Genomic DNA, 23,802 nt, shown 5'->3' on the forward strand with positions numbered 1-23,802 from the left:
ATCGCTTTACCGAAGATTCATCCGCTGGGCGAAGGAATCTTCAGACCAAGGCTAGTGATACGCGCCGGATTTTAAACCGATGAGCTCCACTTCAAAAATCAACGTGGCATCCGGTGGAATGATATTGCCCGCGCCACGTGAACCATAGGCCATCGATGGCGGGATGATCAATGTGCGCTGTCCGCCGACTTTCATACCTTGAACGCCTTTATCCCAGCCTTTGATCACCCGTCCGGCGCCCAGCATGAATGAGAAATGTTCTTTGCGATCATGCGAGCTGTCAAATTTGGGGCCTTTCTTGTTTGGAGCATCCTCATCATATAGCCAGCCGGTATAGTGCACATTGACGGTTTTACCGATTTCCGCTTCTTCTCCGGTACCGACTTTGGTGTCAATTTTTTGAAATGCGGGATCGTCCGCGCTGTTGCTGGCTGAGTCCTTATAAGAGAAGGCCGCTTGGGGTATCGCCAAAGCAAGCAGGATGATCATAAAATTCAACAATGTTTTTGTCTTCTTCATAGTGTCCTCAACAATAAAAATAAATCTGGTTAATATGGATGAATAGCGCTTCAATATTATAGCCGGTAACGCCGCTTCTTTTTCAGGGTTAGTTTTCAGGCGATATCGTGTGCTGATAGTGCTTGATTTATATTGTCTAACTGGCAATAATTCATGCTCCTTTTTCAAATCATTCATGAAACTGATCCATTGCAAATGCGTATGACTGAGCCGAGTGATTCAAATCAGAATGTGCAACTGGCCGAAGATTTGCAATCGGCGGACTTGTTGTGCTTGCATGAATCGCCATTCGTCCGGTTGTTATATTTGGGCGCGGGATTTTTGGCTTTATTCCTGGCGGTATTGGGCGCCATCTTGCCGGTATTGCCGACCACTCCTTTTGTTTTATTAGCGGCTGCCTGTTTTGCGCGAGGATCGGAACGCTTTCACCGGAAATTGCTGGAAAATCGCATCGCCGGGCCAATTATTCGTGAATGGCAGCTTTATCACAGTATTCCAGCGCGCGTTAAGCGCTGGGCGTATTTATTGATGGCAATTTCATTCGGTAGTTCCATTCTGATTGTTCCGGAACTTTGGCAGAAAGTGATGCTAGTCGTAATCGGCAGTGTTTTGGCTTTTTATGTAAAGCGTATACCCGAAAGAGCTTCTGGAAGCTGATCTGACATTATTCCTACAAACATGTAATCATTTTTAGCGGAAATTTTCTGCTTAGTTTCTTGGAAGCTAAACCGGGAATCCATTGCTGATTCTCGGATGTGTGTCGATTGAATAAGCTCGTTTCTTCCTGTTATTCCGTACATTCATTATTTTTCTCTCTTTTAACATAGCAAAGAACTAAAGTTGTTGAAGTTTTTGTCGTAAGAAAAAACCTACCTTTCTTGTCCATTAGAGTGAGAATATGCTATGAGAATTAATGAACCCGTTACCCAGCGCGATATGGGGATGAATAACGATTGTGTGATCATTTCGACAACCAATATGAAAGGTGCGCTCACATCGGTGAACGAAGATTTCATCCGAATGAGCGGTTTCACTTGGGAAGAGCTCGAGAATAAAAATCACAATATCATCCGTCACCCTGATGTACCGCCGGAAGCCTATGCAATGCTGTGGGAAGCGCTTAAAGCGGGAAATCCGTGGATGGGGATGGTCAAAAACCGCCATAAAAGCGGTGATCATTATTGGGTCGATGCCTTTGCCAGCCCGCAATATGAAGACGGTAAAATCATCGGTTACCAATCGGTCCGGGTTAAACCGGAAAAAGTTTGGGTTGATCGTGCGGAAGCTTTGTATGCGAAGATCATGTCCAAAAAATCTCCAGAAGATAAAAAGCGTTCCAAATTAGATGCGGTAAAGCTTTCTCGATTTCCGATGGGAATTACGGCCAAAATTGTGTTGGCAGTGACGGGTGTTTTTGCGTTGCTGTTTACCGGACTGGCAGTGGCGCAACAGATTTCATTGCTTTTTGCGTTAATCGGCTTTGCAACAGGCGGCATGATCAGTTTTGCAGTGATTCACCAGCTGCTGAGTCCGCTTCGGGCACTAGCTGCGAAATCTGAGAAAATCGCTAACGATCCGGTGGCACGCTTCATTTATAGCGGACGCACCGATGAACTGGGACAATTAGAATATGCGCAAATATTTCAAGGCGCAAAACTCCGTACCGCAATTGGCCGGGTGAAAGAATCATCGGTTGTTCTGGAAAATGCTGCGGATGATATTGCTACAGGTAGCGTTGATTTGTCTGGTCGCACGGAAAACCAAGCATCCAGTTTGGAAGAAACCGCTTCCAGCATGGAAGAAATCACCTCAACCGTTCAACAGAATGCTGAAAACGCGAAACAAGCCAATGTGTTAGTTATGGAAGCGCGCAACCAAGCTGAGAAAAGCGGTGATGTGGTTTCCAGCACGATTCAGGCAATGTCGCAAATTAACGAAAGCAGCAAGAAAATTGCCGATATTACCAATGTCATCGATGAGATTGCTTTCCAGACCAATTTATTAGCACTCAATGCGGCTGTAGAAGCGGCACGAGCCGGAGAGCAAGGACGGGGATTTGCAGTCGTTGCCAACGAAGTGCGTACTTTGGCGGGGCGTAGTGCAGAGTCCGCGAAACAGATCAAAGATCTTATTAACGATAGCGTGGCTAAGGTGGAAGGTGGTACGCAGCTCGTCAATCAATCCGCTGAATCATTAAAAATGATTACCAACAGCGTCAAGAAAATTTCCGATATCGTGGGTGAAATTACTCAATCATCCATGGAACAAGCCAACGGAATCGAACAAATCAATCAAGCGATTTCGCAGATTGACGAAGTTACCCAGCATAACGGTCAATTGGTGGAAAAATTATCGACCTCAAGCCGGGCGATGACTGAGAAAGTTAAAATGCTCTCCGGCTTGGCGGATCAATTCAAATAACGATTCAACAGAGCTGTTTCAATTGAAAAAGCCGGATATCATTTAGCACTGACTCCGGCTTTTTTATTTTTCGCATATAATAACGCATCGGCTGTTTGGGCTTTTATCGGATAAGCCCGGCAACTTGGGTATTCCGGTATTAAAGTTTTTACTGGTTTTATCGATTAATTTCAGCGAGTATCACCAATCAAAAGCAAGCATGTTCGTTAAGGATGAGCTGCTAATTAAATTCTATGGAAGAAGAAAAAGCTCCAGATTTTGACTTTGATCAGTGGTCGCAGCTGGCCCAGCACGAACCAGAGAAATTCGAAGCCATGCGGCAGCAGATGATTGATGAATTGATAGCTCAGGCGCCGTCGCATTTAAAACAGCGCATGAACGGTTTGCAGTGGCAAGTCGATCAAATTCGCAAGCAAGCGAATAATCCGATGGCTGCCTGTTTACAAATATCCCAGAAAATGTGGGCCAATGTTCTTGGAGAAAACGGATTACTGAAAGTACTCCAAGAGCCTAAAGAAATCCTTAAAACGCTTGAAAATGCGCCAACCGCAAAAGTTTTATCTTTCGAGCGTCCTAAGCCTGACAAATAAGATAGGCAAGCCGTTGCCCGTGAAAATAATCCGAAACCATCGCCAGATTAGTAAGGTTTTTATCACCATCGGTTGTGCATGGGTTTACGCTTTCGCAAGCGCGATGGCCGATTCCAATGAGTTGTTAAGCACTCTGAAAGATCAGAAATCGGTGGCTGTCACTATTTATAACAATGACTTGGCGCTGGTAAAAGATTTTCGCCATATTGATATCGCCAATGGCGAATTTAATTTGGCCTGGCGCGATGTCAGCGCGTTGATCCGGCCGGAAACCGCGCTGCTTCGGAGCATCGTTGATCCAACCGGTCTCACGGTCTTGGAACAGAATTTCAATTTTGACTTGCTGACGCCGCAGAGCCTTCTCAATAAATATGCAGGAAAGACGGTGTCTGTGATGAGAGTTAATCCGGCTACCGGCGTGGAAACTAAAGAAAGCGCTACGGTATTGGCTGTCAATGAAGGGGTGGTGCTTAAATTCGCCGATCGCATCGAAACCGGGACACCGGGTAGGATCACCTTCGAGAATGTGCCCGGCAATTTGCGGGATCGTCCCACGTTAGTCATGCAGGGTACTATTACCGGTCAATCCGCGCAAAAACTCGAACTCAGTTATTTGACCGGCGGTTTATCTTGGAAAGCGGATTACGTCGCGGAATTGAACGATCGCGATGAGCAGATGGATCTATCCGGCTGGGTCACGTTGGTTAATACCAGCGGCGCCAGCTATGCCAATGCAAAAGTGCAATTGGTGGCTGGCGATGTTAACCGGGTGCAAAATGAAGTTGCAAGGCCGCTGGCGATGTATGCGAAAGGTGCGATGGATGCGGCAGCACCATCAATGGCCCAAGAGCCGTTGATGGAATATCACTTATACAGCTTGGACAGATTGACAACCATTCACGAAAACCAAACCAAGCAAGTTGCGTTGTTGAATGCGTCAGATATCCCGGTTCGCAAGGAGCTTATTCTGGCCGGCAGTGATTATTATTATTTCTCCGGGCATGGCGATCTGGGGCAGAAAAATAAAGCGAGTGTGATTGTATTATTCGACAATAAACAAGCGGACCGGTTGGGTATACCATTACCCAAGGGCACAATCCGGGTATACAAACGCGATCAATCCGGCAACGCGCAATTTGTCGGCGAAGACAACATTGATCACACGCCCAAAAATGAGACGGTGCGTCTAAAACTAGGTTACTCATTTGATGTCACGGCTGCAAAAAAACAAATTGATTTCAAAAGTTTGAACATAGGTAACAATGTTAATCAATTTGAAAGCGCGTATGAAATTGTGATCAAGAATGCCAAGAAAGAGGCGGTGGAAGTGATTGTGCAAGAACCGATCCCAGGTGACTGGAAAATACTGGAAGAAAGCCATTCCCACCATAAACCGGTGAGCAATACCGCAGAATGGAAAGTGACTGTGCCGGCCGAAGCTTCGTCCACACTCAAATATCGTGTGCGGGTGAAGTTTTGAGTAACGCTTTCCGCTAGGAAAATGTAGCAAGATAAAATCGTTTCGGCTTATTTTCCGGCAGTAACAACCTTTTTCCCGATGAATCCCAGGAAAGCCGCCAAAGCGATACCGGCGGCAGCGCCTGCGGCGTCAATGTAAAAATCGCTCGGCAGCGGTGTTCGCCCTTCAATATAAAGCTGCGTTATTTCGGTGCCAGCCGCCAGCATCAGAATGACAGCTATGATTTGAAAGGTTGATCCGTTTGCCATCATCACACGAAGTATCAACCCTAATAGAAAAAAGAAAAATACATGGCCGGCTTTATCCAAATCCCACGGGATCGCTGCTTTGAAAGCTTCGCTTTCCGCATTGATCAGCGTGCTGATTCCGTCCAATAATGCAATCTTGATATCGTTGGGGAGCGTTGTGCCTGCCAGTATGGAAATCAAAGCGGTCAGCAACAGCACGCGAAGAATTATGGTTTGCTCGCGAGTGAAAAGCAGTGAACCGGCCAGAAGTAAGAAAAAAAAGCCCCATGCAGTTAAGACTGCTTTTTTTACCACCGGGTAAACTTCATTTTCCAGTACCGGGAAAACCTGCACATTTTTGATTTTCATAAGTCCGGTTGCTTGACTTAATTGCGCATACAGGCTGATCGATCGCGTATCACTGGCAATTGGAAACGCCGTTCGATAAGTTTTCCAGTCCTTGTCGCCCGACAATTGGACAACGGTGTGCGGCAATTCCCAGCGATCCGTTATTCCGTCATTTTGTGCCAGCAAAATTCTGGCTTTATTCCAAGATTGTTTGCCTGGAATGACATGGATGCATTTAACCTCGGCGGATACCAGAATCATGACGCCGGGTTTGACTGGAAATAAATCGTGCTGCACGCTGATGCCAGCTTTTGCGTCGCCGGAATAAATGGTGAGGATATTGCCGGAGATTTCGGCGTGATTGCCGTGCGCCGGGTGGTATTTCCAGTTGCCGTTCCGGATATCGGGTCCGATCGGCTCATACTGATGGATTTGAGAATGCAATACCAGGGTCGCCAAGGCCAGGAAGACAAACAGCAGGCAGTTGATGTTAAACAGGGGCATATATCCGCGCGAAAAACCCCCTGCTAGATTGGCGGCGCCGGTCATGCAGGTTTTTTGTTAACATGCGATGCGTTTATATGCCCTTTTGATGTAAAAAGCCGTATTAAAAATATTGAATCATCAGCGCCACGTATCCGGCTGCAAATATGACAAAAGCAATAATGACGAGTTTTTTCATTTTGCGAATTCCCCTTGTATTTTGTTAGGGAAGCTCTGATTAATTCGACGAACGAGATGAAGCACGAGGCGCGCGGAACGCAGCAATCGAGATATATCAACAAGATAGGCGAGGAAGCGAGTGCCGCGCAACGAAGTGATTCGCTCGTATAGTGAATTAATCAGTGTTTCCTTAGAAGTTTATTTCATTGCAGGTGTTAGTTAAACGTATTCCATGCTCGGACGTCAAGTATTCCCGCTTTGTGTTTCCGCGATCAGAGCATCGGATGCCAACGCCCGGTTAATGGCTTCATGCCAGATTTCAGCCTTGTCTTCAAACGGCAACCGGGCATTCGCCGGGCTGGTCGATGGCAAGCGGGTCAATTGCAGTGATCCACAATCATATTGATGCAGAACATAACGCATGAAGCAGGCTTCGGCTTTTCCGCCATTAAAGAAGATATGCGTGATGGCCGGGTGTTGGGTAAATAATGTCTGAAAATCATTGATTTTTTGGGTGTCGGCTTCGATGCTGGAATCAAGGCTGCCGGTTCGCTTGCAGGATTTCAGCACATCCCAGAGTGCAAAGGGAGACGATCGGAGCGCGGCTAATTTTTGGTGATACGGTGCATCGGATTGGATTTGCAGCAACGGCGCCATGATCGGCCAGAACGCATTGCGCGGGTGAGCATAATATTGGCTGGCGGTCAGTGAAGCTTCGCCCGGCATGCTGCCAAGAATCAGAATTCTGACATTGCTTCCCGCAACCGGGGGAAAGCTATGAATCACCGGCATACGAGGTCAAATCCGATCAAGTCAATTGATCGGCATAATAATGCCGCAATGCCTGGCCTTGATGATTCAATTCATAGACCAGGGGCCGTCCGGTGGCGAGTTTTTGCTTCATCACTTGCAGCGGCGTCAGCTGATCCAGCAGCATCTGCAGCACCCGTAAAGTATTGCGGTGGGAAACGATTAGAATACGCTTGCCGTGCCGGATTTCCGGCAAAATGGTATCGAGCCAATAGGGCGCAAGGCGCGCGCGTGTTTGCTGCATGCTCTCGCCAGCCGGCAGCAGCGCCGGGTCGATGCCGTGGTACAATCGCTGATGACCGGGATATCTGATATCGTCGCGGTGCAACACTGGCGGCATGGCGTCAAATTTGATTTGGCAACCGAGAATCGGCCAGACGCCGAATTGCTTAATGGCCGGCCAGCGCGCCATCCCCTCCAATGCGCCGTAATGGCGTTCGTTCAGCCGCCAGTTTTGTATAACCGGAATGTCGAGCTGCATGGTTTCCAGCACGATATGCGCAGTTGTAGTGGCACGTTGCAACATCGAAGTAAAGCACAGATCAAAAGTGAATCCCGCTTGTTGCAGTAGCAAAGCGGCTCGCCTGGCTTCCTGTTCGCCTTTCGGACTCAAGGCGACATCGCTCCAGCCGGTGAAGATTTTGTCGCGGTTCCAGATGCTTTGCCCGTGCCGCAGCAATACCAGCTTGGTCGTTAAGGATTGCACATTATCAGTTGCTGCAAGCGCTTGCCGCATCAGCCGTTTTGCTGCTGTGAAGCTTTCGCGGCGGCTTCCGAGGATTCCCGCCAAATTTGTTTAAGTGCCGGCCAAAGACCGCTGCGGAGGGTTTTGATGTATTGTGAGTTGTCGGTCAGCCGGGTGACCAAGCGGCGTTGTGCCCGGCCCAGATTATGGTACGGCATGCTCATGAACAGATGGTGGGTGGCGTGATAACGCAATCCGACCGGCGCCCATAACGGCGTGACCAGGATATTGCCGGGAATATTGACTGAATCGAGGTATTGTTCCGGCAACGTCATTTTGCGGTCGCCCGGATTGCGGTAAGCATGCGCTGCCAACGTGCGCAGTGAATTCAGAATGAATACCGATACCGCGATCAGGTACCACAATACCAGCACTGACACCGGGAATACACCGAACCAGACCAGTGCGATGGCGCTGGCGCCGAATATGAAGGCGCCGAGTTCTTGCTGTTGCCAGTTGAGATCGTTGCGGATCGCATCCGGCGCGCGCCGGTAGGTGGGATCGATGGTCAGCGACGACGCGCGTTCCCACACGATTTTGCGCAACGGCGGAATCAGATACGAAACTGGCGTCAACAGTACGAAACGGGCCGCCAATGCAATCGGAATCAAAAACGACAGCAATACGTAAATCACCATTTCTGCCGGTTTGCGCGTGGCGAACGGCAGATATTCGCCGTCGGCAGTGGTACCGTAAACATCCGGCTTGTGGTGATCGTTGTGCACACCGTCGTAGGTAAACGACGGAATCATGAATGGCACGCCGCAGATGATGTTCCACACCAGGCGGAAATTGCGGAATGTGCCTTTTTTCAAATGCGCCAGCTCGTGCACGAAAATCGCGGAGCGGTATAAGGCCAAGACTGCGACCACAAAACCGCCCAATTGCCATAACGAAAACAGCGGGGAAAACAGCGCCGTAAAAAATGCTGCCCAGCCGAGCGTGATATGAAACAGAAAATCGCTCCAGTAAATCCACGGATTCGGTGTCATCAAATCGCGTACCAGGTGATGTGCTTCCCGCAGCGGGAATTCCTTGACGTAAGGCTTGTTTTCTCCGGTTGCAGCCGGTTGTCCGGTATCGCTCATGGCCAGCAAGACTGCAGGTGTTCGATGATTTGCTGATTGATTGCCGCGTCGGTGGCATTGACGTGCCCCAGATTCGGCGCTGCCGGCCAACCGGCATCGGTAAATTCGAGGCCGGCAAAGGTTTTTAGCTGCGCGTAACGCGGCAGCACATGGAAATGCACATCGGGATCGACCATCATCAGCATCAAGTAGTTGATTTTGTCGTAGTGGAATGCTTGGGTCAGGGCTGCTTCGATGTCGCGTGTGACGCCGTGCAATTCGGCGAAGCTCGCCGGGCTTAGCTGTGCAAATGCCGTGGCCGGTTCGTGCGCGGCCAATACTAACGCGCCCAATGTCGCTTGCGCCGGACGCAGCAGTACCGACCAATATTGATACGAGCGGATGATCGTCTGCGGCGCGCCGAATTTGCGCATCGTGGCGTTGAATTCTGATGGGATCGCGTGTTGCGTCATACGAAATTATTGACTGAAAATGATGCCGGCGCGCGACAAGTCTTCAATGAAGTCGATCTCGCACCAGCGCAATCCGTTGATCGGACAGGAATTGACTCGATGATCTTTGGCCAGCCGGTCGATGATCGACAGATACCATGACTTCAATTCCGCCGGGTGGCGCAACGCTTCTTCAACCGCTTGCCGGAACAGCCGCACACCGTCACCGCGAAAATAAATCAAGCCGATCGATTCTGCATTGACTTGATGCGGTGGCACGATTTTACTGACTTGTTGCACCCAGCCAGCGGTATCCAGTTGTACTTTCATATCGTCGGCGTCGTAGCTGGTCTTGAAATCCACGCTGAGTGTAATCGGCGCCGGGGGCGAATTCAAGACTTTGCTCAGCAAAGCCGGTTCGATCACGGTATCGCCATTCAGGATCAAAAAATCGCTACCCATTTCGCCACGCGCAATCCAGCAGCTTGCGAGATTATCCGCGACTTCGTAAAAAGGATTGAACAGGATTTTGATGCCGGGATATTCTGCATACTGTTGTTGTAACAGCTCTTCGATCAATCCCACCTGGAAGCCGGTAATGACGGTAATGTTGTCGATCCCGGCGGCAAGTAAGGCGTCAATTTGCCACGCCAGCACCGGTCTATCGGCGACCGGCAGCAGGCATTTGGGTGTGTTCTCGGTCAGCGGCAGCAGCCGCCGCCCTTGTCCGGCGCTGAGAATGATGGCTTTGATCGGTTTCGCAGTTGGAATGGTCATGACTGGGTCGATGAATTGATGCGTTTTTATCAATTCGGCATTGTAGCGAAGTTTGATCGCCGCGATGCGTTTTTAAAGCGAAATGCTGCCAATTTGCCGCAATTCGGCAACGATGCGTTGTATCGCACGCAAAAAGCCATCCACTTGTTGAAGTGTGTTGTCACGGCCCAGGCTCACGCGCACCGCGCAGCGCGCCAGCATCGGGTCGACACCCATCGCACTCAGCACATGGCTTTGACCCGGATTGACGCTGGAACAAGCCGCTCCGGCTGCAACGGCAAAACCGGCTTTGTCGAGCTTCACCACCAGCGTATCGCCCTCGATATCCGGCAGCGCGAAATAACAGGTATTCGGAATGCGCGCCGCCTGTCCGCCGAAAATCGTAGCGCCCATGCCGGTCAATCCGGCTTCAAGCTGCCCGCGTAGCCGGGCGGTATGCTGTGCGGTTTCCGTCAGGCGCGTGACTGCCAATTCGCACGCCACGCCGAAGCCGACGATGGCCGGCACGTTCTCGGTGCCGGAACGCAAGCCATTCTCGTGCCCGCCACCGTAAATCAATGGTCTCAACAGCAAGCGTTTATCGACGATCAACGCCGCCGCGCCTTTCGGGCCGTAAATCTTGTGCGCCGACAACGTCATCGCATGGACGTTGAGCGCGGCAAAATCCAGCGGGATCTTGCCCAGCCCCTGCACCGCGTCGGTATGCACGTATCCACCCTGTGAACGCGCCAGCCCGGCAATCGCGGCCACATCCTGAATCACGCCGGTTTCGTTATTCGCCAGCATCACCGATACCACCCCTGGTTTAGCCGCTTGCATTGCGGTTTCGGCAGCGGCCACATCGACTTGCCCATCTGGATTGATCGTTAGTTGATGCACTGTCCAGGCGTCGCAACCGCGCCGCGCAATCGCTTGCGCCGGTTTCAGCACGCACGGATGCTCGATCGCGCTGATGAACAGATTGCCCGGCTTCAAGCTATCCACCGCGCCGCGAATGAACAAATTATTCGCCTCCGAACCGCCGCTGGTAAAAATCACCTGCACCGGCTGCACCCCGACAGCCTCCGCCACTTGCTTGCGCGCCTTATCGATCGCCCGCCGCGCTTGGATGCCATAACTATGACGGCTGGATGCATTGCCGAATTGCTGCTGAAAATACGGCAGCATGGCTTCAAGAACCGCATCGTCGACGCGGGTGGTGGCGTTGTGGTCGAAGTAGGTTGTTTCCATAACTCTCGTGAGTGGTTAATCGATAAAAGAATGTATGCTAAGGGCGCATTATGACGAACGCGAGCTGACCAAAACCACATGCGCCTGCTGAATATTGTCGCGAAACTGCGCTGGAATTTCATCCCAGACGAATAGATCGACCCGGAACGGCAGCTGACTTTCTTCCAACGCTTCTTTCAATGCGGCGACAGACCGCTTGTGCTCCGCGGATGCAAAAACCGCCAAATCCAAATCGGATTGCGGGCGCGCCGTTCCTTTGATGCGCGAACCGTAAGCCCAAACCGTCACGCCCGGCAGATAATCATTCAGCAGATCGAGCAGGATTTTGCGCTGATCCGGCGTAACATCAAGAGCTTGCATTACCGCGCTGCCTGCTTGCTGAGCGACTGACAAAGCGCAGTGGCATCGCGAATAAAATCGCCCATCAGCGACAAACACGCTTTTGCTTTCTCACTTGCCAAATTAGCCCTATGGTACGAGAGAAAATCGAGATCGCCTATCGCTGTTGGCACGGATAGGTGGCTACGAGTGCCTTGAGGACAGCCGCGCGAGCTGAAATGTCTGCGACTGTTGGATTTTGCTGTAACCAACGAGTGACGGCCTTGAGTGTTTGTTCGCCGGAAATTTCACTCGGCGGGCAAATGAATTGCCTTTGATCTGGTTTCATACTTTGCATTATGAGAATACCATCCACTATCCCGGTGAGGTAGCCAGAACAATGGAGGCTTTTCATCGCTTCCTGAACGCCAGCACCCGGATTGGCACTGCAGTTCGAATAGATTTCCTCAGCACGGTCGTAACCGAACGCGCTGAGGGGAAATGATAGGGCTAAAACCAAAGCTAGGGTACGCATGATGAAGTCTCCAATAAGGGGCTAACGAAAAGCTTGAGCACCGATGTAGCGAGTCCGTCTCGTAGCGCTTGTGGGTGCTGCTATTTGCATGTGCCCGAGTAGACTGTGCCGGATGATAAACCGATAAACGCCTTTTCGTGATCTTTTTGCCATTCATGGACAATCACGAGATCGGTCGTCGCCTTGCCGGTCGGTGAAGAAGCAGACAGCACTTCAAAGTTCCGAGAACTGTCACCTTGGGTAATTATTTTTACCTCTCTTGCTGTCGAATTACTGAGGGGGCGGCCAATTATTTTTCCTGTTCTTCGATCGATACCAAATGTATTTCCGACCTCGATAGGATTTTCATATGACTTTAGATTTCCATCGTTGGTCACGGAAAGTTCTTGTTTGATCGTACAAACATACTCTAATGGGCCGGCATCACAAACTACCGGCGCCAATAACGAGAAGAATAAGAAAGTGCGATTTATGCGATGCCTAATGTCGAAGGTAACGAGGATACAAGCAGCCGGATTCGTCAACTGTTTGTGTGTTTCTGTTTTTGCAGTGTTATGCATTGTCTTCCAGTGGTATGGGGTGTAGAGCAACATAGACCTGATCTGAAAAGTGTTCAAGAAATTTCTTAACGCTATCGAGGCTTTCTTTCGAGTACTCAGCTGACGGTACTGCGTAACTATGGTGAAGGTCTCTGTATACGAATAGTCCCTTGCTTTTGTATTCGGATTCGCTCTTGCAATGGAGAGAATTTGGAAGCTTGTCGACACTGCCATCGTGGTGAGCTAACGCGTGCCGAAAATTCATGATCTCGTCAAGGCGGGTACGGAGGTCCTTGTCGGGAAATACGGTCAAGTTCAGTGTTCTTGAAAAGAATAAATCCATCTGATTGAGGAAGTTCCCGGCGCGTAGCTCTTGAAGACTAAAAGGTAGCTTTTTTTCGCGGCGAGTGTATTCGGCGAGATCCTTAACACATGACTCAAATACGGACCAGAGCGATACGATGAAGCCCCCGCGAAGGACTTTCGGAAATAGTTCATCCACTAAGTTTTTTAACTGATGTTGTTCGTATTCGATATCCTCGTCGGCCATCATGCGAGCTTCGCGTTTGAGGCGCGCGTACAGGCAGATTGCATGCTGGCCCTTAATGTGTACGAGTTGTTCTTCGATTGCTTCGCGAACTTCTTGGAGTCCGGCCATTCGTAAGCTTGGGCCTGGAAATGTGACGCTCTGTCGGAACAGTTCTTCAAGCGATACGTGTGACATACGGTTGCCTAAGATGCATAACCAGAATCAGAAAGATAGCTAAAAAAGCAAAATATCTGCAAATAATCATTTTCTTATTAATAAGATTGTCCATTAACTTCAGAAGCGGTCTGTTGATCCAGTGCAGGTGCTGCCGTTGCGTGAAGTTTGATGCCCAACGCATGAATAACCTTAAGAATCGTGTCAAAGCTGGGATTGCGTTCTCCTGAAAGGGCTTTGTACAGGCTTTCGCGCGATAAACCGGAATCACGGGCTATTTGCGACATGCCTTTTGCGCGCGCGATATTGCCCAATGCCCGAGCGATGAAGGCGGCGTCGTCACCGGCTTCTTCAAAGCATGCTTCGAGATAGGCGGCCATTTCTTCCGGGGTTCTCAGATGTTCGGCAACATCGAATGGTGTCGTATGCAGTTTGCTATCGGTCATTGGTATTCCTATAAATCACGCGTCAGGCGTAAAGCGATTTTGAGGCTACCTGGTTGAGTGTAACTTCATGATTGGCATGCGTCAATTGAACAAAAACTCAAAATCTCAATACGCCACCGGCAGCGGATCCAAGCTGCGCCATAAGTACCACGTGGCGACCGAGCGCCACGGTTGCCACGGTCTGGCGGTTTTGATCAGGGTGTTTTTGTCGACGGCTTGTTTATCGAAGTAATGCAGGCTGATTGCGCGTTGCAGGCCGATGTCGTCGAGCGGCAGCACGTCCGGGCGGTGCAGGTGGAAAATCAGGAACATTTCTGCGGTCCAGCGGCCGATGCCTTTGACTTGAACCAGTTGTTTGATGATGCTTTCATCGTCCAGATCCTCCCATGCTGTTTCATTCAAATCCCCTTCGCGAAAGTGCCGCGATAAATCGTGCAGGTAGATGACTTTTCTCGCGGACAATCCGCACGATCGCAGTAATTCCCGCTCGGCTGCGGCAATGTTGTGCGGAGTGATTGCGGGAATCGTGGCGATGACCCGTTGCCACACGCTTTCGGCGGCTTTGACCGAGATTTGCTGGCCGACGATGGAACGCGCCAGCGTGGTGAATGCGCAGCCGCGCGATTCCAATGAGGCATCGGCGAATTGCTCGATCAATTGCCGCATCACCGCATCGCGCGCCGCCAATTCTCGGGTTGCTTGCGTCCAATAAGCCGGTGTCATTTGGGGTTGAAGTGGGAAATTGAAACCGCGCAGTGTGCATTTTTTTACCTGCGAGCACAATCCCGCCGCCGCCATTTCCATTGCCCAATTGATAACCAGCTTCCGGTTTTTCTTCTATCTACCTTATTTTTTTGAATATTTTGCTGCCCTTTCCGTGGCAAGCCGCGCCTGCTTTAAGTCTTTGTCAGATAACTATAAAAACCCAATTTCTTGCTTGACGGATGCTGATTTTTTGATTAAAGTGGGAGTTAGTGGGAGAATGTGGGAAAATTTGGTGGGCCTCGATGAATTTTCCGTAATATGAGGAGACAGCATGTTTCGTGGCGTCACGCAGCTCAGTCTGGATGCAAAAGGTCGGCTTGCGATACCCGCAAGATACCGTGGCGAGCTGGTGTCTTCTTGCTCTGGGCACTTGATCGTGACGGTGGATCCGTCCAGGTGTTTACTGATTTATCCCCAGCCAGCCTGGGAACCGATAGAACAAAAACTCAATAGTCTTTCCAGTTTTGATCCGGTAATCCGCAATTTACAGCGGTTGTTGATGGGTAATGCCTGCGATGTCGAGATGGACGGCGCCGGACGCATTTTGGTGTCGCCGCCGCTGCGTGAATTTGCCGGTTTATCCAAGGATGTGGTGCTGGTGGGTCAAGGCAATAAGTTTGAATTGTGGGATGCGGCCCAATGGGGCGTGCAGCTTGAAATGGCATTGGCGCTCAAGAGCGGCGATATGCCGCCGGAGCTGAACGGATTTTCGCTGTAAGCGGCGCGGCAAAAGCGGCAGATGCATAAGCCGGTGTTGTTGCGCGAAGCCGTCGATGCCTTGGCGATCAAGCCGGATGGCGCGTACGTCGATGCGACATTTGGCCGCGGCGGACATAGCCGCCTGATCCTGTCGCGCTTAGGCGAGCATGGCCGGTTGATCGCGCTGGATAGGGATCCGGCTGCAGTCGAAGCGGCGCAGGCGATAGCGGATCCGCGCTTTTGTATCCGGCACGGCAGTTTCTCGCAAATGCAGCAGATCGTAAAGACATTGGGTGTCGCGCAGGTTGATGGGGTATTGCTGGATTTGGGGGTGTCGTCGCCGCAGTTAGAGGAGGTTTCGCGCGGTTTTAGTTTCCGGGATAGCGGACCGCTCGATATGCGCATGGATACATCGGCCGGGCAAACAGCGGCGGAGTGGCTGGCAACGGTGAGCGAAGCGGAGTTGGCGCAAGTGATCCGCGAGTTTGGCGAAGAACGGTTTGCAAGACCGATTGCGCGAGCGATTGTGGCGGCCGGAGCGCAACAACCGATTGCAACGACGGGGCAGTTGGCCAGCATCGTGGCGGCAACGGTGCGATCCCGGCAGCGGGAGCGCGAACATGGCAAGCACCCGGCGACACGCACGTTCCAGGCCATAAGGATTTATCTGAACCGGGAGCTTGATGAGTTGGCGCAAGTGTTGCCGCAGTGCGTGGACATGCTGAAGCCGGGCGGGCGGTTGGTGGTGATCAGCTTTCATTCGCTGGAAGACCGGATGGTGAAACAGTTTATGCGGAAAGCGGCGAACGCGGACGAATTGCCTAGAGGTGTGCCGATGCGCGAAGCGGAATTGAAGAAATTTAGCCGGCAGACATTGCGGGTGATTGGCCGGGCGATCCAGCCGGGCGCGGATGAGGTGGCGGAAAATGTGCGAGCGAGGAGTGCGGTGATGCGTGTGGCGGAAAAAATTCAAGTGAACGGATGACCGGAATGTTCAAGCTGAATATTTTCTTCGTGCTGGTATCGATTGTATGCGCTCTGGGCGTGGTGACCTCGCAGCATACCGTGCGCAAATTATTCATGGCGTTGGAGAAAGAAAAGGAAATCGAACAGAAACTGGAAGTTGAATGGGGCCGGTTGCAGCTGGAGCAGAGCACATTAATTATGCATGGGCGTATCGAACAAATTGCGAAAGAGCACTTGAAGATGGTGGTGCCGCCAGCTTCGAATATCCAAATTGTATCGATTAACGCCGCCGAAGATCGTTCAAAAGCAGGGGCGCATCATGATTAAGATTAAAACCGCGATACCGCAAGTCAAGCTGACGGCATGGCGTTCGATCTTGTTATTCGGCCTGCTGGCGCTCGGTCTCATCAGTCTGGCGGTGCGCGCGGCGTATCTCCAGGGCATGCATCACGATTTTTTGCAGAAGAAAGGGGAATCGCGTTACAGCCGGGTGGTGGACATGAATGCGGACCGAGGCATGATTACCGACCGCAATGGCCACATATTGGCGATCAGTTCCCCGGTCGCTTCGATTTATGCCGATCCGAAAATGATCGAAATCGATCCGGAGAAATTAAAGCATTTGGCGCGTTTGCTGGAGATGGAAATCTCTGAAGTCAATACGCTGATCAATAAAGAAAACAGACGTTTTGTCTATCTCAAGCGGCACATCGTGCCGGACACCGCTGAGAAAATCATGAAACTGAAGGTTCGCGGCATCCATTTGCTGTACGAATCCAAGCGCTATTACCCGGAAAGTGAATTTGCGGCGCATGTTTTGGGATTTACCGACATCAATGACGAAGGCCAGGAGGGCGTCGAACGCGGCTGGCAGGATTTACTGGCGGGTGAGCTGGGCCGCCGCCGGGTATTGAAGGACAATAAAGGACAGATCATCGAAGATGTGGAAAATATCCGTCCGCCTAAACCCGGTCAGGATCTGGTGCTGTCGATCGACCGTAGAGTTCAGTACCGCGCGCATGCGGAATTGAAAAACGCCGTCCTGGAAAATCGCGCCAAAGCCGGCAGCATCGTGGTGCTGGACGCGCAAACCGGCGAGATTCTGGCCTTGACCAATTTACCGGCGTATAACCCGAACCGGCGGTCGTCGATCACCAATGAAAGGCTGCGCAACCGGGCGCTGATTGATACCTTCGAGCCTGGTTCGACGCTGAAGCCTTTTACCGTGGCGATTGCCATGGAGGTCGGCAAGGTTAACTCGAATACCGTTTTTCAAACAGCGCCGGGGATGTGGCAAGTCGGCAGAAAAACCATACGCGATGTCAGCAACAAAGGCGATCTGACGGTTGCGCAAATCATTCAGCAATCGAGCAATGTCGGCACCGCCAAAATCGCGTTGTCGCTGGAACCGCAGACCATGTGGGAAATGTTCAACCGCTCGGGTTTCGGCGCATTGACCAATTCCGGTTTTCCCGGCGAAGCGAGCGGCATTTTGCGGCCGTATAACAAATGGCGCCCGATCGAGCAGGCCACCATGTCTTACGGTCACGGCATTTCAACCAGCCTGCTGCAATTGGCGCGCGCCTATACGATTTTCACCAGCGGCGGCGAATTGAAACCGGTTTCGCTATTAAAACAGAACATGCCGGTCATGGGGCAGCGCGTGATTTCACGCGATACCGCGATGGCCATGAGCGAGATGCTGGAAATGGCGACCAAACCCGGCGGTACCGCGCCATTGGCGCAAATCAGCGGCTATCGCGTCGCCGGTAAAACCGGAACGGCGCATAAACTGGTCGACGGCAATTACGCCAATAAACGCTATATCTCAACTTTTGTAGGCTTTGCCCCGGTATCGAATCCGCGCCTGATCATTGCGGTGATGATCGACGAGCCTTCCGCAGGAAAATATTTCGGCGGGGCTGTCGCGGCGCCGGTTTTCAACAAAGTGATGTCAAGCGCGTTGCGTATTTTGAATATACCGCCCGATGCGCCCGCCAACAATGTCATCACTTTTACCGCAACCCCGGAAATAGGTGACGAAGGATGAGCGTAATGACGGCTAATCGAAACACACCGAAAATGTTTGATCCCCGGCGGATCGATGAATTGGGGATCGTTATCAGGAACCTGGTCGCCGACAGCAGGCTGGTAAAACCGGGAGATACATTCCTGGCCTATGCGGGTGAAACGACCGACGGCCGCAAATTCATTCCGCAAGCGATTATGGCAGGTGCCAATGCCGTTCTTTGGGATCCGCAAAATTTTTCCTGGAATCCCAATTGGCACATTCCATCGCTGGCGATCGAGGAATTAAAGACAAATGCCGGATTGATCGCCAGTCACGTGCATGGGTATCCGTCGGAAAAATTATGGATAACCGGCATTACCGGAACGAACGGTAAAACCTCTTGCAGTCATTGGTACGCGCAAGCGATGTCAAGCTTGGGGAAAAAGACCGCCGTGCTTGGAACGCTGGGCAGCGGATTTTGCGGTAATCTGGATATGACGGAAAATACCACGCCTGATGCGACCGTATTGCAGCGCTCTTTGGCAAAATTTGTCGAGCAAGGGGCGCAAGCTGCGGTGATGGAAGTTTCTTCGCATGGTTTGGTGCAAGGACGAATCAATGGCACAGTCATATCCGTCGCGGTGCTGACCAATTTGTCGCGCGATCATCTGGACTATCATCAGGATATGAATGCTTATGCCGCGGCCAAAGCGCGTTTGTTTTTCTGGCCGGGATTGAAATATGCGGTCATCAATATGGACGATGTGCTGGGTGTTGAGCTGTCGCGGCAGATTACCGGCAAATCCACAAAAATACTGGGTTACGGTTTTTATTACCCGGAAAAGCGCTATCCCGGTTCATTCAGCATGGTTTATGGTTCGAATCTAAAATTTGATATCGACGGTCTGGAGTTTGATATCGAATTTGAGGATAATCACGAACATTTAAAAGCCGGTTTGCTGGGTAAATTCAATGCATCCAACTTGCTCGCAGCCGCTGCTGCGCTGCTGGCAAGCGGAGTTCGATTGCCGGATGCGGTCCGGGCGCTTCAATCTGTGCAACCCATACCAGGACGGATGGAGAAATACGGTGGGGTTGACCAGCCGATTGTCATCGTGGATTACGCGCATACCCCCGATGCACTGGAGAAAGTACTGTGCACCTTGCGGGAATTATTGCGGACAATGAACCAAACGAGCGATATGACAAAACCAGGAAGGTTGTTCAGCGTGGTCGGCTGCGGCGGCGACCGTGACCGGGGAAAACGCGCGTTGATCGGAGACGTTGCAACCCGGCTGGCGGATGAGGTGATTTTTACCAGCGACAATCCGCGCTCGGAAGACCCGATAGAGATTATCAAGGATATGGTTGCCGGCACCGCCAAAACGAATTACCAGATCGAGGTTGAGCGATCGCTGGCAATCTATCAAGCCATCGCTAATGCGCGCAAAGGCGACATCATCCTGATAGCGGGCAAAGGGCATGAAAAATTTCAGGAAATCAAAGGCAAGAAAATTCCATTTAGTGATGCGGATGTGGTGCAGCAAGTATTAAAAGATTTGGCCGAAAAGGCACGGGTGCAGCCATGATGACGGTCCAAGAAGCTGCGGCAATCTTGCAAGCCGGATGGAGCGGTCCGGATGTGCTATTCAGGGGTGTGAGTACCGATAGCCGCACAGTTGCGGCAGGCGAGCTCTTCGTGGCATTAACCGGCGAAAAATTTGACGGCAGCCGCTTCGTGCAAAGCGCCAGACTAAAAGGCGCGATTGCCGCGATGGTTCCGCTGGCAGCCGGGGATGATGCCGGTTTGCCGCAGGATTTTCCATTGATCCGCGTGGCGGATACGCGGCTGGGTTTAGGGCATTTGGCGGCGCAATGGCGGAGCCGTTTTGTGATGCCTGTGATCGGTGTTACCGGCAGTAATGGAAAAACCACCACCAAAGAAATGATCGCAGCCATATTACGCAAAGCGACGGCAGCGGAATCACCCTTGCTCGCCGGCCGGGATCAAGGCGTGCTGGCAACCGAGGGTAATCTGAATAACGATATCGGCGTGCCGCAAATGTTGTTGCGAATGCGGCATCACCACCGCTATGCGGTGATTGAAATGGGTATGAATCACGTTGGTGAAATTGCCTATCTGACGCAATTGGCCAAACCCGATCTCGCGGTGATTACCAATGCCGGGGCAGCGCATATCGAAGGTCTCGGCTCCATAGAGGCCGTTGCGCGCGCCAAGGGAGAAATTTTCAAGGGACTGGGCCCGCAAGGGATAGCAGTCATCAATGCCGATGATTCCTATGCAACGCTCTGGCGTGAGCTGGCCGGTGATCGTCAGGTCATCGGCTTTGGCTTGCAGGCGCATGCGCAAGTGAGAACGCAGCTGCAAACCGGGCAGGAAGATCAGCAGATCCTATTTCAGTTACCCGCAGGGGCCGTCGGCATAAAACTTCACGCATTGGGAAAACACAATATCTACAATGCATTAGCAGCTGCCGCCGCAACTTATGCAATCGGCGTATCGAACGAAGCGATTGCCGCAGGACTGGAGTCGTTCCGAGGGGTTCAGGGGCGCTTGCAGAAAAAATGCGGTTTGCATCATGCGCTGCTGATTGATGATACCTATAACGCCAATCCGGATTCGGTGAGAGCGGCATTGGCGGTATTGGCCGCCGCGAAAGGCAGGAAAATACTGGTGCTGGGCGATATGGGAGAACTCGGCCATTCGGCGATTGACTTGCACCGCACTATCGGCCGCGATGCGCGCAACGCCGGGCTGGATCAATTGCTGACTTTGGGCGAATTGAGCGCCTACGCCGCGGAAGAATTCGGTCAGGGCGCGCGGCATTTCGAGTCGGTCGACGAATTGTTGGGCGTTACCGAGCATTTGCTGGCGGAGGATGTGACTTTGCTGGTGAAAGGTTCGCGTTTTATGCACATGGAACGGGTGGTTAAACAGCTGGAGCAACCCGAGGAGCTGCCATGCTGCTGACGTTATCGCAATGGCTGGCGCAGGATATACGGGCATTCAATGTGTTTAGTTATATCACTTTGCGAACGGTTATGGCGACTTTAACCGCGCTGGTGATTTCGTTCATTATCGGTCCGTATATGATACGTAAACTGACCGCCTACAAGATCGGACAATCCGTGCGCGACGACGGTCCGCAAACGCATTTGGTTAAAATGGGCACGCCGACCATGGGCGGCGCGTTGATCCTGATGTCGATCGTTATGACCACTTTGCTCTGGTCGGATTTGGGCAATCGGTATATCTGGGTGGTGCTGTTAACCACCTTGGGTTTTGGCGTGATCGGCTGGATCGACGATTATCGCAAAGTGGTGCATCGCAATCCGAAAGGCCTCTCGGCCAAATCAAAATTCTTCTGGCAATCGGTGATTGCCGTTGCGGTGGCGAGTTATCTGGTTTCCACCGCCGAGTTACCGGAACAAACCGATATGATCGTGCCCTTTTTCAAGGAAGTGGCGATTTCACTGGGGACGATCGGGTTTGTCGTGTTGACTTATTTTGTCATTGTCGGCACCAGCAACGCCGTGAACCTGACTGATGGCCTGGATGGCTTGGCGATCATGCCGACGGTCATGATCAGCAGCGCGCTGGCGGTTTTTGCCTATGTCACCGGTCACGTCGTTTTTGCCAAGTATCTAGGGATTCCTTATATCCCGAACGCCGGGGAATTATCGGTATTTTGCGGCGCAATGGCTGGCGCAGGACTGGCATTCCTATGGTTCAACGCGTATCCCGCGGAAGTGTTCATGGGCGATGTCGGCGCGCTGGCGTTGGGCGCCGCATTGGGGGTGGTGACGGTCATTGTGCGCCAGGAAATCGTGCTGGTGATCATGGGCGGCGTATTTGTAGTGGAAGCGCTATCGGTGATGTTGCAGGTTGCATCATTCAAGTTGCTGGGACGGCGCATTTTCCGCATGGCGCCGCTGCATCATCATTTTGAATTGAAAGGCTGGAAAGAGAATCAGGTGGTCGTGCGATTCTGGATTATTACCATTATTTTGGTATTGATAGGTCTATCGACGTTGAAATTAAGATGAACCGATGAATGTAAGCGGTAAAAAAATCTTGGTGCTTGGAATGGGTGAAACGGGCTTATCCATGGTGAAATGGCTGATAAGGCAAGGCGCGGACGTGCGCGTTGCCGATAGCCGTCAGCAGCCCCCGGCATTGCGGGAGGTAAGGGAAAAGCACCCGGACGTGAGAGTCTTTACCGGTAAATTTGAGAGCGCTATGTTGGACGATATTGAAATGATCGCGATCAGTCCGGGTGTGTCGGTTGCGGATCCTTGCGTTCAGCAAGCGGTAAAACAGGGCATACCGGTGGTTGGCGATATGGTGCTGTTCTCATGGGCGCTGGAACAATCGGGTTTACCGAAACCGAAAGTGCTGGCGATTACCGGATCAAACGGCAAAACCACGGTAACGTCGATGGTGGGCGCGATGTTGAGAAAATCGGGCTGGAATGTCGAAGTGGCCGGAAATATCGGCCCAGCCGTATTGGATGCGCTCATGAAACGGATCGACGCCGGTGATTGGCCGCAAGCTTGGGTGCTGGAAGTGTCCAGCTTCCAATTGGAAACCACGCATAATCTGAATGCTGACGTCGCTGCCGTGCTGAATTTGAGCGAAGATCATCTGGATCGCTATGCCGCGATGCAAGATTACATCGCGGCCAAAGCAAGAATTTTTTTGCATGAACAAGAAGATGCTGGCATACAAATATTAAACCGTGACGATCCGGTGGTTAAAGGCATGGCATTAGCACAGCGGAAGCACGTAACCTTCGGGGTGGATAGCGCGTCCGTGCAATCGGATTTCGGCATGCTGCACAACGGTGACGATTTATGGTTGATGGAGGGAGGCCGGCCATTGATGAAAACCAGCGAGCTCGTCGTCAATGGCTTGCATAATGCCGCCAACGCTTTGGCTGCGTTGGCGATCTGCCGCGCCTTGGCGCTTCCGATGGCGCCCTTGTTGGCGGCTTTGCGCGAATTTCGCGGCCTGCCGCACCGGATGGAAAAGGTTGCCGCGTTCAATGGCGTGACTTTCTTTGATGATTCCAAGAGCACTAACGTGGGTGCAACGATAGCAGCCCTGAATGGCATGAGAAAGAATGTCATTTTAATCGCCGGCGGAGATGGCAAGGGACAGGATTTCTCGTTGATGCGGGATGCCGTTGCCAATAACGCCAGAGCGGTCGTGCTGATAGGCCGTGATGCCGGAATTATCGCCAATGAATTAAAAGATTGCGGAGTGCCGTTGCATTTCGCGGCTACGATGGAAGAGGCGATGCAAAAAAGCTTCTTGTTGGCGCAAGCGGGCGACGTGGTGCTGCTTTCGCCGGCATGCGCCAGTTTCGATATGTTCAGAAATTATATCCATCGCGCGGAAGTTTTCGTGGCGGCGGTCAAGGATATCGAGAACAAGTTTTTCAGTTTTGGACAGAAGAAGCACTAAGCC

27 protein-coding genes are annotated in these 23,802 nt (G+C 51.6%); 13 read left to right on the forward strand and 14 right to left on the reverse strand.

What is annotated here, in order from left to right; translation table 11 throughout:
* Positions 1-51 precede the first annotated feature (51 nt).
* Positions 52-519, reverse strand: coding sequence for an FKBP-type peptidyl-prolyl cis-trans isomerase (locus RBH92_RS00410; protein WP_307932782.1), 468 nt, complete (start codon positions 517-519; stop codon positions 52-54).
* Positions 520-720: 201 nt separating this feature from the next.
* On the opposite strand from RBH92_RS00410, the gene RBH92_RS00415 reads away from it, so the two are divergent.
* The 4 genes from RBH92_RS00415 to RBH92_RS00430 all read left to right on the forward strand — a co-directional run bounded on the left by RBH92_RS00415 (position 721) and on the right by RBH92_RS00430 (position 5,010).
* Positions 721-1,176: a YbaN family protein gene (locus RBH92_RS00415; protein WP_307932783.1), complete on the forward strand. Its 456-nt coding sequence runs from the start codon at positions 721-723 to the stop codon at positions 1,174-1,176.
* 246 nt (positions 1,177-1,422) lie between these two features.
* Positions 1,423-2,940: a methyl-accepting chemotaxis protein gene (locus tag RBH92_RS00420; RefSeq protein WP_307932784.1), complete on the forward strand. Its 1,518-nt coding sequence runs from the start codon at positions 1,423-1,425 to the stop codon at positions 2,938-2,940.
* A gap of 233 nt (positions 2,941-3,173) precedes the next feature.
* Positions 3,174-3,530: a DUF3135 domain-containing protein gene (locus RBH92_RS00425; RefSeq protein ID WP_307932785.1), complete on the forward strand. Its 357-nt coding sequence runs from the start codon at positions 3,174-3,176 to the stop codon at positions 3,528-3,530.
* 103 nt (positions 3,531-3,633) lie between these two features.
* A complete protein-coding gene (locus tag RBH92_RS00430) occupies positions 3,634-5,010 on the forward strand; it encodes a DUF4139 domain-containing protein (protein ID WP_307933981.1) in 1,377 nt (458 codons plus the stop codon).
* A gap of 47 nt (positions 5,011-5,057) precedes the next feature.
* On the opposite strand, the gene RBH92_RS00435 is transcribed toward RBH92_RS00430, so the two are convergent.
* From RBH92_RS00435 to RBH92_RS00495, 13 genes are all read right to left on the reverse strand, one after another.
* Complete coding sequence (locus tag RBH92_RS00435; RefSeq protein ID WP_307932786.1) at positions 5,058-6,089, reverse strand: VanZ family protein; 1,032 nt, start codon at positions 6,087-6,089, stop codon at positions 5,058-5,060.
* A 402-nt stretch (positions 6,090-6,491) separates the two neighbouring features.
* Positions 6,492-7,040, reverse strand: coding sequence for a DNA-deoxyinosine glycosylase (locus tag RBH92_RS00440; RefSeq protein ID WP_307932787.1), 549 nt, complete (start codon positions 7,038-7,040; stop codon positions 6,492-6,494).
* 16 nt (positions 7,041-7,056) lie between these two features.
* Positions 7,057-7,794, reverse strand: coding sequence for a 2,3-bisphosphoglycerate-dependent phosphoglycerate mutase (locus tag RBH92_RS00445; protein WP_307932788.1), 738 nt, complete (start codon positions 7,792-7,794; stop codon positions 7,057-7,059).
* Complete coding sequence (locus RBH92_RS00450) at positions 7,794-8,891, reverse strand: fatty acid desaturase family protein (RefSeq protein WP_307932789.1); 1,098 nt, start codon at positions 8,889-8,891, stop codon at positions 7,794-7,796. Before RBH92_RS00450 ends, RBH92_RS00445 begins: the two co-directional genes overlap by 1 nt.
* Positions 8,888-9,343 carry an HIT family protein gene (locus tag RBH92_RS00455; RefSeq protein WP_307932790.1) on the reverse strand — a complete coding sequence of 152 codons (456 nt, stop codon included), beginning with the start codon at positions 9,341-9,343 and terminating at the stop codon, positions 8,888-8,890. The genes RBH92_RS00450 and RBH92_RS00455 overlap by 4 nt, the downstream gene beginning before the upstream one ends.
* 6 nt (positions 9,344-9,349) lie before the next feature.
* Positions 9,350-10,099 carry a phosphocholine cytidylyltransferase family protein gene (locus RBH92_RS00460; protein ID WP_307932791.1) on the reverse strand — a complete coding sequence of 250 codons (750 nt, stop codon included), beginning with the start codon at positions 10,097-10,099 and terminating at the stop codon, positions 9,350-9,352.
* Between the two features lie 72 nt (positions 10,100-10,171).
* Positions 10,172-11,329, reverse strand: coding sequence for a cysteine desulfurase family protein (locus tag RBH92_RS00465; RefSeq protein WP_307932792.1), 1,158 nt, complete (start codon positions 11,327-11,329; stop codon positions 10,172-10,174).
* Between the two features lie 48 nt (positions 11,330-11,377).
* A complete protein-coding gene (locus RBH92_RS00470; RefSeq protein WP_307932793.1) occupies positions 11,378-11,689 on the reverse strand; it encodes a nucleotidyltransferase family protein in 312 nt (103 codons plus the stop codon).
* Between the two features lie 136 nt (positions 11,690-11,825).
* Positions 11,826-12,182 (reverse strand): Rap1a/Tai family immunity protein, encoded by a 357-nt coding sequence (locus RBH92_RS00475; protein ID WP_307932794.1) that lies wholly within the window; start codon positions 12,180-12,182, stop codon positions 11,826-11,828.
* 80 nt (positions 12,183-12,262) lie between these two features.
* On the reverse strand, positions 12,263-12,742 hold the full coding sequence (locus RBH92_RS00480) for a hypothetical protein (protein ID WP_307932795.1): 480 nt from the start codon (positions 12,740-12,742) through the stop codon (positions 12,263-12,265).
* The gene (locus RBH92_RS00485) at positions 12,735-13,379 is read right to left on the reverse strand and encodes a hypothetical protein (protein ID WP_307932796.1); all 645 of its coding nucleotides are present in this window, start codon (positions 13,377-13,379) and stop codon (positions 12,735-12,737) included. Before RBH92_RS00485 ends, RBH92_RS00480 begins: the two co-directional genes overlap by 8 nt.
* Before the next feature lie 143 nt (positions 13,380-13,522).
* A complete protein-coding gene (locus RBH92_RS00490) occupies positions 13,523-13,870 on the reverse strand; it encodes an addiction module antidote protein (RefSeq protein WP_307932797.1) in 348 nt (115 codons plus the stop codon).
* A 105-nt stretch (positions 13,871-13,975) separates the two neighbouring features.
* Complete coding sequence (locus RBH92_RS00495) at positions 13,976-14,593, reverse strand: DNA-3-methyladenine glycosylase family protein (RefSeq protein ID WP_307932798.1); 618 nt, start codon at positions 14,591-14,593, stop codon at positions 13,976-13,978.
* Positions 14,594-14,612: 19 nt separating this feature from the next.
* Here RBH92_RS00495 and RBH92_RS00500 point away from each other — a divergent pair, with 19 nt between their 5' ends.
* From RBH92_RS00500 to murD, 9 genes are read left to right on the forward strand one after another with little or no spacing between them, the layout of a single operon-like run.
* Positions 14,613-14,897, forward strand: coding sequence for a hypothetical protein (locus tag RBH92_RS00500; RefSeq protein WP_307932799.1), 285 nt, complete (start codon positions 14,613-14,615; stop codon positions 14,895-14,897).
* A gap of 9 nt (positions 14,898-14,906) precedes the next feature.
* Positions 14,907-15,353 carry a division/cell wall cluster transcriptional repressor MraZ gene (mraZ, locus tag RBH92_RS00505; protein WP_292922120.1) on the forward strand — a complete coding sequence of 149 codons (447 nt, stop codon included), beginning with the start codon at positions 14,907-14,909 and terminating at the stop codon, positions 15,351-15,353.
* Positions 15,354-15,374: 21 nt separating this feature from the next.
* A complete protein-coding gene (gene rsmH / locus RBH92_RS00510) occupies positions 15,375-16,319 on the forward strand; it encodes a 16S rRNA (cytosine(1402)-N(4))-methyltransferase RsmH (protein ID WP_307932800.1) in 945 nt (314 codons plus the stop codon).
* Between the two features lie 5 nt (positions 16,320-16,324).
* A complete protein-coding gene (gene ftsL / locus RBH92_RS00515) occupies positions 16,325-16,627 on the forward strand; it encodes a cell division protein FtsL (RefSeq protein WP_307932801.1) in 303 nt (100 codons plus the stop codon).
* Positions 16,620-18,350, forward strand: coding sequence for a peptidoglycan D,D-transpeptidase FtsI family protein (locus RBH92_RS00520; protein WP_307932802.1), 1,731 nt, complete (start codon positions 16,620-16,622; stop codon positions 18,348-18,350). The genes ftsL and RBH92_RS00520 overlap by 8 nt, the downstream gene beginning before the upstream one ends.
* A 5-nt stretch (positions 18,351-18,355) precedes the next feature.
* Complete coding sequence (locus RBH92_RS00525; RefSeq protein WP_307932803.1) at positions 18,356-19,900, forward strand: UDP-N-acetylmuramoyl-L-alanyl-D-glutamate--2,6-diaminopimelate ligase; 1,545 nt, start codon at positions 18,356-18,358, stop codon at positions 19,898-19,900.
* Positions 19,897-21,303 (forward strand): UDP-N-acetylmuramoyl-tripeptide--D-alanyl-D-alanine ligase, encoded by a 1,407-nt coding sequence (locus RBH92_RS00530; RefSeq protein ID WP_307932804.1) that lies wholly within the window; start codon positions 19,897-19,899, stop codon positions 21,301-21,303. Before RBH92_RS00525 ends, RBH92_RS00530 begins: the two co-directional genes overlap by 4 nt.
* The gene (mraY, locus tag RBH92_RS00535; RefSeq protein WP_292922109.1) at positions 21,294-22,379 is read left to right on the forward strand and encodes a phospho-N-acetylmuramoyl-pentapeptide-transferase; all 1,086 of its coding nucleotides are present in this window, start codon (positions 21,294-21,296) and stop codon (positions 22,377-22,379) included. The genes RBH92_RS00530 and mraY overlap by 10 nt, the downstream gene beginning before the upstream one ends.
* Positions 22,380-22,383: 4 nt before the next feature.
* Entirely contained in the window at positions 22,384-23,799 is a 1,416-nt protein-coding gene (murD, locus tag RBH92_RS00540) for a UDP-N-acetylmuramoyl-L-alanine--D-glutamate ligase (protein WP_307932805.1), read from the forward strand.
* Positions 23,800-23,802: the final 3 nt, after the last annotated feature.

The organism is Nitrosomonas sp. sh817 (genome assembly GCF_030908545.1).
Taxonomy (GTDB): domain Bacteria; phylum Pseudomonadota; class Gammaproteobacteria; order Burkholderiales; family Nitrosomonadaceae; genus Nitrosomonas.